Raw genomic sequence first — 14,894 nt, 5'->3', positions numbered from 1 at the left:
TATTACGTTTTCGTAAAGAAGATTACAGCACTCGATGTAAGAAGTATTGTTATTTGTGTAAATTAGATAAATAATTAGCAATTTAATTAAAATTAGACCTAAAAAATAAATTAAAATTATTTTTTTAGTATATTTTTTTTCATTTTAATATAAAAAAGAATAGTACCACTATTACTTATTAAAGAAAAAAATAAAGTCCTTCTATTTTATCTAATCGCCATTAACCAAATCTATTACCTAACCAAAATTATTAAGTTTATGAAAAAGCAAAATTTTAAAATTTATGCATTAACGGCATTACTTATTGGCCTTTATTCGTGTAATTCAAATGATGATGCAGTAACAGATTCTGCAGTAGCAGCTTCGCAATTCAAAGTAATCAACGTAACCCATCATGATGGACATCCGTTCAGTACCGGAGTAACAACTTCCGCAACAGGAAAATATGTTGCAAATCCTGGAGGAGGCGTTATGATGCAGGCATTTTATTGGGATGTCCCTGCAGGTGGAACTTGGTGGAATACCGTTGGCACAAAAGTAACCGAATGGTCAAATGCCGGAATTGGATCAATCTGGTTACCTCCAGCATCTAAAGCACAAAATGGCGCCTTTTCTATGGGATACGACCCTACTGACTATTTTGATTTTGGAGATTACAATCAAAATGGCACAATTGAAACACGTTTTGGTTCCAAAACAGAATTAGTAAGCTTAATTACTAAAGCACATACTGAAAACATGCAAGTGTATGCTGATATTGTAATTAATCACAATAGTGGAGGGCAATTAGAAAACAACCCTTTTACAGGAACACAAACGTACACTAATTTTACGGGTGTAGCCTCTGGAAAATTCCCTAGAACTAGTGCCGATTTTTACAAAAACTCTTTCGGAAATAACGACGAAGGTGCATTCGGAGGATTTCCTGATTTATGCCATGCCGCGTCAAATGTTCAAAATTGGTTGTGGTTGAGAACGGATGGTGTAGGTAAATATTACAAAAACACTATGAAATTCGATGGATGGAGATTTGATTATGTAAAAGGTTTTGGTTCATGGGTTATTAACAGTTGGAATGCAAACGTTGGTGGTTTCTCCGTTGGAGAATTATGGGATTCAAACGTAAATACATTGAATGATTGGGCAAATAATGCCAACAGTTCTGTTTTTGATTTTGCTTGTTATTACAAAATGAATGATGCTTTTGACGGTAATAATCTTGCCCTGTTGAATGATGACATGATGTGGAAAAGAAACCCTTACAAAGCGGTTACTTTCGTTACCAACCACGATACAGATGAAATTTGGAAAAAAGAATTGGCTTATGCTTATATTCTAACACATGAAGGTTATCCAACTATTTTCTACAGAGATTATGAAGAATGGTTGAATAAAACAAAATTAAACAACTTAATCTGGATTCATAACAACAAAGCAACTGGTACAACTTCTATTTTATATGCGGATAATGATGAGTATGTGGCACGAAGAAATGGATATAATGGAAATCCGGGATTAGTAGTTTACATTAACAATTCAACCGTTTGGCAGGAAAGATGGATTCAGACTAACTGGGTCAATGCACAAATTAAGGATTTCACTGGTAGTTCAACTTGGATACCAACAACCCAAGCAGATAAATGGGTAAAAATTCAGTGTCCGCCAAACGGATATTCTGTTTGGTCTATCAATATGTAAAACATAAATATTCTAGAGGCTGTCTGAAAAGGCAGCCTTCTTTTTTTTTAATCTTTAAAACTTCACAATATCAGTTTTGATATAAAAGTTATCACATTACCGCATTCAAAATTCACATAAGCAATTAAGAGTATACTATTTTTTTAATTGGCATTTATAAATAGTACTTTTGCAGACTATTTATATTATACATGAGCTTTTTAAAAGAAATACAACGTAGAAGAACTTTTGGGATTATCTCACATCCTGATGCCGGAAAAACAACACTTACTGAAAAACTGCTTCTTTTTGGTGGTGCTATTCAAGAAGCGGGTGCTGTAAAAAACAACAAAATAAAAAAAGGCGCTACCAGTGACTTTATGGAAATTGAACGTCAGAGAGGGATTTCGGTTTCTACATCGGTTTTGGCATTCAATTATAAAAACAAAAAAATAAACATTCTCGATACTCCCGGACACAAGGATTTTGCTGAGGACACTTTTAGAACTTTGACAGCCGTTGATAGCGTTATTGTTGTAATTGATGTAGCCAAAGGTGTGGAGGAACAAACAGAGAAATTAGTAGCGGTTTGTAGGTTGCGCAAAATTCCAATTATTGTATTCATCAATAAGATGGACCGCGAAGGAAAGGATGCTTTTGATCTTATGGACGAAGTGGAACAAAAACTAGGACTAAAAGTTACGCCGCTTAGTTTTCCGATAGGAATGGGTTATGATTTCCAAGGAATTTACAATTTATGGGAACAAAACATCAACTTATTTAGTGGTGATAACCGTAAAAACATTGAAGAAACTATCGCTTTTTCGGATGTTAAAAATCCTGAATTGGAAAAAATTATCGGACAAAAACCAGCCGATACTTTGCGTGAAGAATTAGAATTAATTGATGAAGTGTATCCAAAATTTGATCGTCAAGATTATTTGGACGGAAAATTACAACCCGTGTTTTTCGGATCCGCTTTAAATAATTTTGGAGTAAGAGAATTATTAGATTGTTTTGTTGAAATTGCTCCATCACCAAGACCAAAAGAGTCTGAAACTCGATTGGTGGACCCAAAAGAAGAGAAAATGTCTGGTTTCGTTTTCAAAATCCATGCAAACATGGATCCTAAACACAGAGACCGATTAGCGTTTATAAAAATTGTTTCAGGGACTTTCGAAAGAAATAAACCGTATTACCACGTTCGACAAAAAAAGAATTTAAAATTTTCCAGTCCAAATGCCTTTTTTGCCGAAAAGAAAGAGATTGTAGATATATCCTACCCTGGTGACATTGTAGGTTTACACGACACTGGTAATTTTAAAATTGGAGACACTTTGACCGAAGGTGAAATCATGAGTTTTAAAGGAATTCCAAGTTTCTCTCCGGAACATTTTAGATATATCAATAATGCAGATCCAATGAAAGCTAAACAACTCGACAAAGGTATTGATCAGTTGATGGATGAAGGTGTAGCGCAATTATTTACATTAGAAATGAATAACAGAAAAATCATTGGAACGGTAGGCGCGCTTCAATATGAGGTTATTCAATATCGATTAGAACATGAATATGGTGCAAAATGTACGTATGAAAATTTTCCCGTACACAAAGCTTGTTGGGTAAAACCTAGTGATCCAAAAAGTGATGAATTTAAGGAATTTAGAAGAATCAAACAGAAATTCTTGGCCCACGATAAATACGGACAATTAGTGTTCCTTGCCGATTCTGACTTTACCATTCAAATGACACAGAATAAATATCCGAATGTTAAATTGTATTTCACATCGGAGTTTGAATAATATTCGAAATATCATTTCATAAAAAAAACGCTAATTTGACAATTAGCGTTTTTTTTATGTTTTATATAGTTTCTTGAACCTGAAACTTATGCAATTGTGCTTTCTAAATTGATTGCTTTTTTCAAAAATGCTTTAATTAACAAACGATTCGGAGCCATTCCAGAAGTCATAACTTGTTTCTTAGTATTGATTCCTTCTGTTGTTATCGTTCTATTAGGATCTTGTTTAGAACCCATAAACCAAAGCACAAAATTCATATTTGAAGTGTTTTCTTGTTTTGCGATAGTATTTACTTCAATCGTAGTATTCACAACTTCATTTTTAGTTTGACTAAAAACAGAAACATTACAAAATAAAGCAAACACCACCATTATAAAGATAGTTGTGATTTTATTATTATTGTTTTGTTTAGAAAAGTTGTTCATGGAATATATTATTTTTTTATAAAAGATGACTGTCATCTATTATTTTGAGCGAAACTAGAACTTAAATGCACTAGTAAAAAATATTTCCGATGAACAACTTTTTTATCCGTTAAACTGCAAAATGTGTGTTTTTTACCTGATAATTCTCGATGTATTCCTGAAAAAATTAAACAAACTAAAACTACTTGGCTTTAGAAAAAGCAAATCACAGATGGCAAGAACATCCCAAAAAAATTGGCACAAAAAAAAAGGCTTCCACTGATGCGGAAGCCTTTTCTATTATTCAATTACAATTAAGCTTGTCCTGCAGGACCAAAGTTAAGAGGAATGGGAGGTTGTTCTGTGTCTTTAATTTCGCCGTGAGCGACTTCAAAACGGTGAATATTTTCTCCAATAGCCTTCAATAACCTTTTGGCGTGTTGCGGTGTCAAAACAATTCTTGATTTTACTTTAGCCTTAGGAATACCAGGCATAATACTTACAAAATCTAAAACAAATTCAGAAGAAGAATGATTGATTATTGCCAAGTTGGAATAAATTCCTTCGGCAGTTTTTTCATCCAATTCAATGTTGATTTGCTCTTGTTGTTGATTAGAATTACTCATACCTTAATAAATATATTCTTCTTTATTAGCCATCATATCATTATAATCTTCTTTTGAACCTACAATTGTATTATCATATTCTCTCATACCAGTTCCGGCAGGAATTCTATGACCTACAATTACATTTTCTTTCAATCCTTCTAAGTAATCGATTTTACCTGCAACTGCAGCTTCATTCAATACTTTAGTAGTTTCCTGGAACGACGCAGCAGAGATAAACGATTTTGTTTGAAGCGATGCTCTTGTAATACCTTGTAAAACTGGTGTTGCAGTTGCAGTAACTACTTCACGAGCGACAACAAGATTTTTATCTGTACGTTTCAATAGAGAGTTTTCATCACGCAATTCACGAGGCGTAATAATTTGACCTTCTTTCAATGCACTAGAATCTCCAGCATCTTCAACTACTTTCATACCATATAATTTATCATTTTGAACGATAAAATCTTTAGTGTGAATTAATTGATCTTCTAAGAATAAAGTATCACCTGGATCTTGTACTCTTACTTTACGCATCATTTGACGTATTACTACTTCAAAGTGTTTGTCGTTGATTTTTACCCCTTGCAAACGGTATACTTCTTGAATTTCATTTACCAAATACTGTTGAACAGCTGCTGGTCCTTGAATTCTTAAAATATCATCTGGAGTAATTGCTCCATCAGATAATGGTACACCTGCTCTTACGAAGTCATTTTCTTGAACTAGAATTTGGCTTGATAATTTAACCAAGTATTTTCTAACATCACCAAATTTAGATTCGATAACGATCTCACGGTTACCTCTTTTGATTTTTCCAAAAGAAACAACACCATCAATCTCAGAAACTACAGCTGGATTTGAAGGATTACGAGCTTCTAACAACTCTGTAATTCTTGGTAAACCTCCTGTAATATCTCCTGATTTAGAAGAACGACGAGGAATTTTTACCAATACTTTACCTGCTTTAATTTTCTCCCCGTTTTCAACCATTAAGTGGGCTCCAACTGGTAAGTTATAAGAACGAATTAATTCATTGTCTTTACCGTAAACCAATAAAGTTGGAATTAATTTTTTAGCTCTTGATTCAGAAATTACTTTCTCTTGGAAACCAGTTTGCTCATCAATTTCAACCATGAATGATTGACCCTGCTCTAATTCTTCGTAAGCAATTTTACCGGTAAATTCAGAAACGATAACTCCATTATATGGATCCCATTTACAGATTACATCTCCTTTTACAACAGACTGACCGTCTTTAACGAAGATACTTGAACCGTAAGGAATATTATTAGTACTCAATAAAATACCTGTTCTTTCATCAATTAATTTCAATTCCGTAGAACGAGATACTACAATATCAACTGCATTACCTTCACTATCTTCTCCTTTAACAGTTTTTAAATCTTCGATTTCAAGTTTACCATTAAATTTGGTAACGATACTTGACTCTTCAGATATACCACCCGCAACCCCACCAACGTGGAAAGTACGTAATGTTAACTGTGTTCCTGGCTCTCCAATAGATTGAGCTGCAATAACACCAACAGCTTCTCCTCTTTGTGTCATTTTTCCAGTAGCTAAATTTCTACCGTAACATTTGGCACAAATACCTTTCAATGCTTCACAAACAAGTGGTGAACGAACTTCTACTTTCTCAATTGGAGAAGCTTCAATTTGTTTCATCAATGCTTCAGTGATTTGCTCGCCTGAACGTACAAGAATATCATTAGTTAAAGGATTAATTATGTCTTGCAATGCAACACGTCCTAAAATTCTTTCTCCTAAAGTTTCAACTATTTCTTCATTTTTCTTCAATGCTGAAACTTCAACACCTCTAAGTGTACCACAATCATCGATGTTAACAATAACATCTTGAGATACATCATGCAATCTTCTTGTTAAATATCCTGCATCGGCAGTTTTCAATGCCGTATCCGCAAGACCTTTACGCGCACCGTGAGTAGAAATAAAATACTCAAGAATAGAAAGACCTTCTTTAAAGTTAGAAAGAATCGGGTTTTCAATAATTTCACCACCACCAGCAGTAGATTTTTTTGGCTTAGCCATCAAACCACGCATACCGGTTAACTGACGAATTTGTTCTTTGGAACCCCTTGCTCCAGAATCAAGCATCATATACACTGAGTTGAAACCTTGTTGGTCTTCTCTAATGTTTTTCATTGCTAATTCTGTAAGTTGAGCATTCGCTGAAGTCCAAACATCAATAACTTGGTTGTAACGTTCGTTATTAGTGATAAGACCCATGTTATAATTAGCAGAAATCCCTTGAACTTGTTCTCTGGCGTCTGCAATTAATTTTGGTTTTTGTTCTGGAATTCTAATATCTCCAAGTGAGAATGACAAACCACCTTTAAAGGCAAATTTGTAACCCATGTCTTTCATGTTATCCAAGAAAGCTGCAGTTGTAGGCACATCAGTAGAACTTAAAACGTGTCCAATAATGTCTCTAAGATTTTTCTTAGTCAATACATCATTGATATATCCAGCTGCTTCCGGTACTACTTCATTAAATAATACACGTCCAGCAGTTGTTTTTATGATTTGGTACACCAAGTCACCTGCTTCATTAAAATGTTTTGCTCTAATTCTTACAGAAGCATTCAATTCTAATCTACCTTCATTTAAAGCAATATTTACTTCTTCAGCAGAATAAAAAGTGATTCCTTCTCCTAAAATTTTAAGCTCAGGAGTTGATAAACGTTCTTTGGTCATATAATATAGACCCAAAACCATATCCTGAGAAGGTACCGTAATTGGCGCACCATTTGCAGGATTCAAGATATTGTGAGAACCCAACATTAACAATTGAGCTTCCAAAATAGCTTCTGGTCCTAACGGTAAGTGAACTGCCATTTGATCCCCATCAAAATCCGCATTAAATGCAGTACAAACTAAAGGGTGCAATTGGATTGCTTTTCCTTCAATTAATTTTGGTTGAAATGCTTGGATACCTAATCTGTGCAAAGTAGGAGCACGATTCAGTAATATTGGGTGACCTTTGATTACATTTTCAAGGATATCCCAAACTACAGGCTCTTTCTTATCTATTATTTTCTTAGCTGATTTTACCGTTTTTACAATTCCTCTTTCTATCAATTTACGGATAACGAAAGGTTTGTATAATTCGGCAGCCATATCTTTAGGGATACCACACTCAGATAATTTCAATTCAGGTCCAACAACAATTACCGAACGAGCAGAATAATCCACACGTTTTCCAAGTAAATTTTGACGGAAACGTCCTTGTTTACCTTTAAGGGAATCAGATAAAGATTTTAATGGTCTGTTTGATTCTGTTTTTACTGCAGATGCTTTACGAGTATTATCGAAAAGTGAATCTACAGATTCCTGCAACATACGTTTTTCGTTTCTTAAGATAACTTCTGGAGCTTTAATCTCCATTAATCTTTTCAAACGGTTGTTACGTATAATTACACGACGGTATAAATCATTCAAATCTGAAGTTGCAAAACGACCTCCATCAAGTGGCACAAGTGGACGTAATTCTGGTGGAATAACTGGTACCACTTTCATAATCATCCATTCAGGACGATTCTCACGGTTCAAGTTAGACTCACGGAAAGATTCCACAACTTGTAACCTTTTTAATGCTTCCGTTTTACGTTGTTTAGACGTTTCATTATTAGCGTTATGTCTCAATTGGTAAGACAATTGATCTAAATCAATTCTTGCTAATAAATCCATAATACACTCTGCTCCCATTTTGGCAACAAATTTATTAGGATCAAAATCATCAAGATACTGGTTGTCAGCAGGAAGAGTGTCTAAAATATTTAAATATTCTTCTTCTGTCAAAAAGTCTAATCTTTGTACTGATTCACCTTCTGCATTTTTAGCGATACCTGCTTGGATTACTACGTATCTTTCGTAGTAGATAATCATGTCTAATTTCTTAGAAGGAAGTCCAAGGATATAACCAATTTTATTTGGAAGAGAACGGAAATACCAGATATGAGCAATTGGCACAACAAGATTGATGTGACCTACTCTGTCTCTACGTACTTTTTTCTCAGTAACTTCAACACCACAACGGTCACAGATGATTCCTTTGTAACGTATTCTTTTATATTTACCACAAGCACATTCAAAATCTTTTACTGGTCCGAAAATACGTTCACAGAAAAGTCCATCACGCTCTGGTTTGTGCGTTCTGTAGTTGATAGTTTCAGGCTTTAATACTTCACCTCTTGATTCTTTCAAGATAGATTCAGGAGAAGCAAGTCCTATTGAGATTTTATTAAACCTTTTTACAGGGTTTTTATCTTTATTGTTATTATTTCTATTATTCATCATAGTTTTTACTATTGATTTATTTGCAATTAAAAATTGATTCTTGTTTAAGTCGAAAGTTTGAAAGTCGAAGGTCGAAAGCCGCTGACGACTTTAAGACTTTAATACATTTGACTTGCGACTATTAACAGTACCTCGAATTACTTCTCTAAACTTCAAATAAAAATTTTGAAGTGCTATTTACAAAACCTATTGGTTTAAATAAAAAATCGGAACGGGTTACGGGTATAAATCCTAAAAACCTTTATAAATGCCAAAGTAGAGACGCGAATAATCGCGTCTCTACAGTGACAAATTATTATTTATTCTTCTAAACGAATGTCAAGTCCAAGACCTTTCAATTCATGCATTAATACGTTGAATGATTCAGGTAATCCTGGTTCTGGCATAGATTCACCCTTAACGATTGCTTCGTAAGTTTTAGCTCTACCGATAACATCATCAGACTTCACAGTCAAGATTTCTCTCAGCGTACTTGATGCTCCATAAGCCTCAAGTGCCCAAACTTCCATCTCTCCAAAACGTTGGCCTCCAAATTGAGCTTTACCCCCAAGTGGTTGTTGAGTAATCAACGAGTATGGACCTATAGAACGTGCGTGCATTTTATCGTCAACCATATGTCCAAGTTTCAACATGTAGATAACTCCTACTGTTGCCGCTTGATGGAAACGCTCTCCTGTACCACCATCATATAAATGTGTATGTCCAAAACGTGGCACTCCAGCTTCGTCAGTCAATTCATTAATTTGGTCTAAAGTTGCTCCGTCAAAAATTGGTGTAGCAAATTTTCTACCCAAATTCTGTCCAGCCCAACCAAGAACTGTTTCATAAATCTGACCAATGTTCATACGCGAAGGTACACCTAATGGGTTCAACACGATATCAACTGGCGTTCCGTCTTCAAGGAAAGGCATATCTTCATGACGAACAATACGAGCAACAATACCTTTGTTACCGTGACGTCCTGCCATTTTATCCCCAACTTTCAGTTTACGTTTCTTAGCAATATAAATTTTAGCTAATTTCAAAATTCCTGCTGGCAATTCATCACCAACTGTAATTGTGAATTTCTCTCTACGTAATGCCCCTTGTAAATCGTTCAATTTAATTTTATAGTTATGAATTAAATCATTAACCATTTTATTAGTTGCATCATCAGCAACCCATTGACCTTTACTTAAGTGAGCAAAATCTTCAACAGCATAAAGCATTTTTTGAGTATATTTTTTACCTTTTGGTAAAACTTCTTCACCCAAATCATTCATTACACCTTGAGAGGTTTTTCCGTTTACAATCAAGAAAAGTTTTTCAACTAATTTGTCTTTCAATTCAACAAATTTAACTTCAAACTCCATTTCAAGCGCTCCTAAAGCATCCTTGTCTTGTGTACGTTTACGTTTATCTTTTACTGCTCTTGCGAACAATTTTTTATCTAAAACAACACCGTGTAAAGATGGTGATGCTTTTAACGAAGCATCTTTCACATCACCTGCTTTATCCCCGAAGATTGCACGAAGCAATTTTTCTTCCGGAGTAGGATCTGATTCCCCTTTTGGAGTAATTTTTCCGATAAGAATATCACCAGGTTTAACCTCGGCTCCAATTCTAATCATACCATTTTCATCTAAATCTTTAGTAGCTTCTTCAGAAACGTTTGGTATATCATTCGTTAATTCTTCGTTACCTAATTTAGTATCTCTAACTTCTAATGAATAATCATCAACGTGAATAGAGGTAAAAATATCGTCACGAACTACTTTTTCAGAAATTACAATCGCATCCTCAAAGTTGTATCCTTTCCATGGCATAAATGCAACTTTGAGGTTTCTACCTAAAGCTAATTCACCATTTTGAGTCGCATAACCTTCTGACAATACTTGTCCAGGAACCACTCTATCCCCTTTTCTAACGATAGGTTTTAGATTGATACTTGTACCTTGATTGGTTTTTCTAAATTTAATTAGATTGTATGTTTTTTCATCAGGCTCAAAACTTACCATTCTTTCTTCCTCAGAACGATCGTATTTGATAGTGATAATATTTGCATCTACATATTCAATAACTCCATCTCCTTCTGAGTTAATTAAAACTCTAGAATCAGAAGCAACTTGACGCTCTAAACCAGTTCCAACAATTGGAGCTTCAGGACGAATTAATGGTACGGCCTGACGCATCATGTTAGATCCCATCAAGGCTCTATTCGCATCATCATGTTCTAAGAAAGGAATCAAAGAAGCTGAGATAGAAGCAATTTGGTTTGGAGCAACATCGGTATAATCTACTCTTGTTGGTTCAATTACTGGGAAATCACCTTCTTGACGTGCAATTACGTCTTCGGCAGTAATTTTTCCAGTAGCATCCATTTGAATGTTTGCCTGAGCAATCATCATTCCTTCTTCTTCTTCTGCGCTTAAGTAAACTGGAGTAGAAACTAAATCTACAGTTCCATTAGTTACTTTACGGTAAGGCGTTTCGATGAAACCCATTCCGTTTACTTTAGCATAAACACCTAGAGATGAAATCAAACCAATGTTTGGTCCCTCTGGAGTTTCAATTGGACATAAACGTCCGTAATGCGTATAGTGAACGTCACGTACCTCAAAACCTGCTCTTTCTCTCGAAAGTCCACCTGGTCCTAGTGCAGATAATCTTCTCTTGTGTGTTATCTCCGCTAGTGGATTCGTTTGATCCATAAACTGAGACAACTGGTTTGTTCCAAAGAAAGAGTTGATAACAGATGATAATGTTTTAGCATTAATCAAATCTATTGGTGTAAACACCTCGTTATCTCTAACGTTCATACGCTCTCTAATGGTTCTGGCCATACGAGCTAAACCAACACCGAATTGTTGAGACAATTGTTCTCCAACTGTTCTAACACGACGGTTTGATAAGTGATCAATATCATCAATCTCTGCTTTAGAGTTGATTAATTCAATCAAATATTTTACAATGGTAATGATATCTTCTTTGGTAAGCACTTGCTTTTCCATTGGAATATCTAAACCAAGTTTTTTATTCATTCTATAACGACCTACTTCACCTAAGTTGTAACGTTGATCAGAGAAGAATAATTTATCTATAATACCACGAGCAGTTTCTTCATCAGGCGGTTCTGCGTTACGCAATTGTCTGTAGATATGCTCAACAGCTTCTTTTTCAGAATTTGTTGGATCTTTTTGAAGCGTATTGTGAATGATGGCATAATCCCCTTGATTAGCATCTTCCTTATGCAACAAAATAGATTTAACGTTAGAATCAATGATTTCTTCCACATTATCTTTATCGATAATTGTATCTCTATCAAGGATTATTTCGTTACGTTCGATAGAAACTACTTCACCAGTATCTTCATCTACGAAATCTTCATGCCATGTATTCAATACACGAGCAGCTAATTTTCTACCGATATATTTTTTAAGTCCTGTTTTAGATACTTTAATTTCCTCTGCAAGATCGAAAATCTCTAGGATATCCTTGTCTCTTTCGAATCCAATTGCACGGAATAAAGTAGTTACAGGTAATTTTTTCTTTCTGTCAATATAAGCATACATTACGCTGTTTATATCTGTAGAAAATTCTATCCAAGAACCTTTAAAAGGAATTACCCTAGCAGAATATAATTTTGTTCCATTTGCATGGAATGATTGACCAAAGAAAACACCTGGTGATCTGTGTAATTGAGAAACAACTACACGCTCAGCACCATTAATAACAAAGGTACCGCTTGGTGTCATATAAGGAATCGTACCAAGATATACATCTTGAACAATTGTTTCAAAATCCTCATGTTCTGGATCTGTACAATACAGTTTTAACCTTGCTTTTAAAGGCACACTATAAGTAAGACCTCTTTCTATACATTCTTGAATTGTGTAACGTGGGGGATCTACAAAATAATCAAGAAATTCTAATACAAAATTGTTTCTTGTATCAGTAATAGGGAAGTTTTCCATGAAGGTATTGTAAAGCCCTTCGTCGCCTCTTTCGTCAGATTTAGTTTCTAATTGAAAAAAATCTTTAAACGATTTAACCTGAACATCTAGAAAATCTGGATAGTCAGGAATATTTTTAGTAGAGGCAAAATTCAATCTTTCAGTCTGATTTGTTAGCATCAATTGACAAAATTTTGATTAAAAAAGTAATTTTTTTGTGTAAATATTGTTTATTTACACTTTTCTTTTACAACCATTACATCTTTAAAAACCAATTTAAGATAACTACTTTCTTATTATCTGTTAATTTTTTTTCCTCGTAATGGGTAAAATGAATTATTTTAAAAGACTAATATGTACTTATACAAGGTAGACTTTTGTTATACGAAAAATGGTTTAGGTCTTGGATATATATCCAAAGACCTAAACCTAGTTCTCAAAAAGAGTTAAACTATTTAAGCTCAACCTCAGCTCCAGCTTCTTCTAAAGATTTTTTAAGCCCTTCAGCTTCTTCTTTAGAAACACCTTCTTTTACATTACTTGGTGCGCTATCAACTACATCTTTAGCTTCTTTCAAACCTAAACCTGTAAGTTCTTTAACTAATTTTACAACTGCTAATTTAGAAGCACCTGCTGCTTTTAATACCACTGTAAATTCTGTTTGAACATCTTCAGCAGCAGCTTCACCACCACCAGAAACTACTACAGCTGCAGCAGCTGGTTCGATACCGTATTCATCTTTTAATATTGTTGCTAATTCGTTAACTTCTTTTACTGTAAGGTTAACTAATTGTTCTGCGAATTGTTTCAAATCTGCCATTTTTTCTATCGTTTTAAAATGATTTGTAAAAATATAATTTATTTATTGTGCGCTTTTTTAAATAAAAACTAGAGCAAAACTCTATTTTTATTATGCTTCTACTTCTTCTGAAGCCTCTTCGCTTTTTGCGAATTGGTTTTGAAGAGCAGAAATAACTCTTTGAGCTGGTGATTGAAGCAATCCAATGATTTCGCCGATAAGCTCTTCTTTAGATTTAATAGTTGCTAATGCATCTAATTGATCATCTCCAATATAAACTTCAGCATTAACATAAGCTCCCTTTAATATAGGTGTAGCCGACTTTTTTCTGAAATCTTTAATTATTTTTCCAGGTGCATTAGCAATCTCCGAAATGAAGATAGCGCTGTTTCCAGTCAATACAGATGGAAGCTCACCAAATTCTTTATCAGAAGCTTCCATTGCTTTTGCAAGCAAAGTGTTCTTTACAACCTCTAATTTAATACCTGCTTTAAAACAAGCTCTTCTCAAGTTTGAAGTAGTTTCTGCATTCATTCCAGAAATATCAGATACATAAACAATGTTTGTACCGGCTAACTGTGCAGTTAAAACTTCAATCGCGATTGATTTTTCTTCTCTAGTCATACTAAAAATTTTTAACTACCAATTATACTGCTTTAGGATCCAATGCAATTGCAGGACTCATTGTGCTAGTTAGGTAAATACTTTTGATGTAAGTTCCTTTAGCCGCAGTTGGTTTAAGTTTGATTAATGTTTGAATAATTTCGTGAGCATTGTCAATAATTTGTTCAGTTCCAAAAGAAACTTTACCAATTCCTGCATGCACTATACCAGTTTTATCAACTTTAAAGTCAATTTTACCAGCTTTTACCTCTGCAACAGCTTTTGCAACATCCATAGTTACAGTACCTGTTTTAGGGTTAGGCATTAAACCTCTAGGTCCTAATATACGACCTAATGGACCTAATTTACCCATAACAGAAGGCATCGTGATGATTACATCAACATCTGTCCAACCGTCTTTGATTTTTTGTAAATAATCGTCAAGACCTACAAAGTCCGCTCCTGCTGCCAAAGCTTCCGCTTCTTTGTCTGGAGTAACCAATGCTAATACTTTAACGTCTTTACCAGTTCCATGAGGTAATGTTACCACACCTCTAACCATTTGATTCGCTTTTCTTGGATCTACACCCAAACGAACTGCGATATCAACAGACTCATCAAATTTTGCAGAAGCAACTACTTTTATCAATGCCGCAGCATCTTTAAGAGAATATAGTTTGTTCTTTTCAATTTTTGAAGCAGCCTCTTTTTGCTTTTTTGTCAATTTTGCCATG

Annotated in this window: 9 protein-coding genes; 2 read left to right on the top strand and 7 right to left on the bottom strand. The window is 34.5% G+C overall.

Annotated elements, in window-relative coordinates; genetic code table 11:
* Positions 1-258 precede the first annotated feature (258 nt).
* Both H4V97_RS13325 and H4V97_RS13320 read left to right on the top strand, forming a co-directional pair.
* On the top strand, positions 259-1,698 hold the full coding sequence (locus H4V97_RS13325; protein WP_209549956.1) for an alpha-amylase: 1,440 nt from the start codon (positions 259-261) through the stop codon (positions 1,696-1,698).
* Between the two features lie 191 nt (positions 1,699-1,889).
* A complete protein-coding gene (locus H4V97_RS13320) occupies positions 1,890-3,479 on the top strand; it encodes a peptide chain release factor 3 (RefSeq protein ID WP_209549955.1) in 1,590 nt (529 codons plus the stop codon).
* A gap of 86 nt (positions 3,480-3,565) precedes the next feature.
* Here H4V97_RS13320 and H4V97_RS13315 read toward each other — a convergent pair whose 3' ends face one another.
* The 7 genes from H4V97_RS13315 to rplA all read right to left on the bottom strand — a co-directional run bounded on the left by H4V97_RS13315 (position 3,566) and on the right by rplA (position 14,893).
* Positions 3,566-3,904: a hypothetical protein gene (locus H4V97_RS13315; RefSeq protein ID WP_209549954.1), complete on the bottom strand. Its 339-nt coding sequence runs from the start codon at positions 3,902-3,904 to the stop codon at positions 3,566-3,568.
* Positions 3,905-4,197: 293 nt separating this feature from the next.
* Positions 4,198-4,509 (bottom strand): DUF3467 domain-containing protein, encoded by a 312-nt coding sequence (locus tag H4V97_RS13310; protein ID WP_196849898.1) that lies wholly within the window; start codon positions 4,507-4,509, stop codon positions 4,198-4,200.
* Positions 4,510-4,512: 3 nt separating this feature from the next.
* Positions 4,513-8,826 carry a DNA-directed RNA polymerase subunit beta' gene (rpoC, locus tag H4V97_RS13305; protein WP_196849897.1) on the bottom strand — a complete coding sequence of 1,438 codons (4,314 nt, stop codon included), beginning with the start codon at positions 8,824-8,826 and terminating at the stop codon, positions 4,513-4,515.
* Positions 8,827-9,125: 299 nt separating this feature from the next.
* Positions 9,126-12,938, bottom strand: coding sequence for a DNA-directed RNA polymerase subunit beta (gene rpoB / locus H4V97_RS13300; protein WP_196849896.1), 3,813 nt, complete (start codon positions 12,936-12,938; stop codon positions 9,126-9,128).
* 271 nt (positions 12,939-13,209) lie between these two features.
* Positions 13,210-13,578, bottom strand: a complete 369-nt coding sequence (gene rplL, locus H4V97_RS13295) for a 50S ribosomal protein L7/L12 (RefSeq protein WP_039109063.1) — start codon at positions 13,576-13,578, stop codon at positions 13,210-13,212.
* A gap of 90 nt (positions 13,579-13,668) precedes the next feature.
* Positions 13,669-14,181 carry a 50S ribosomal protein L10 gene (gene rplJ, locus H4V97_RS13290; RefSeq protein WP_196849895.1) on the bottom strand — a complete coding sequence of 171 codons (513 nt, stop codon included), beginning with the start codon at positions 14,179-14,181 and terminating at the stop codon, positions 13,669-13,671.
* Positions 14,182-14,203: 22 nt separating this feature from the next.
* Positions 14,204-14,893 (bottom strand): 50S ribosomal protein L1, encoded by a 690-nt coding sequence (gene rplA, locus H4V97_RS13285; protein ID WP_066082291.1) that lies wholly within the window; start codon positions 14,891-14,893, stop codon positions 14,204-14,206.
* Between the last annotated feature and the right edge of the window lies 1 nt (position 14,894).

The organism is Flavobacterium sp. CG_23.5 (genome assembly GCF_017875765.1).
In the GTDB taxonomy this organism is placed as follows: domain Bacteria; phylum Bacteroidota; class Bacteroidia; order Flavobacteriales; family Flavobacteriaceae; genus Flavobacterium.
The sequence above is the reverse complement of the archived record's forward strand: the minus strand, read 5'-3'. Positions and strand labels throughout refer to the sequence as shown.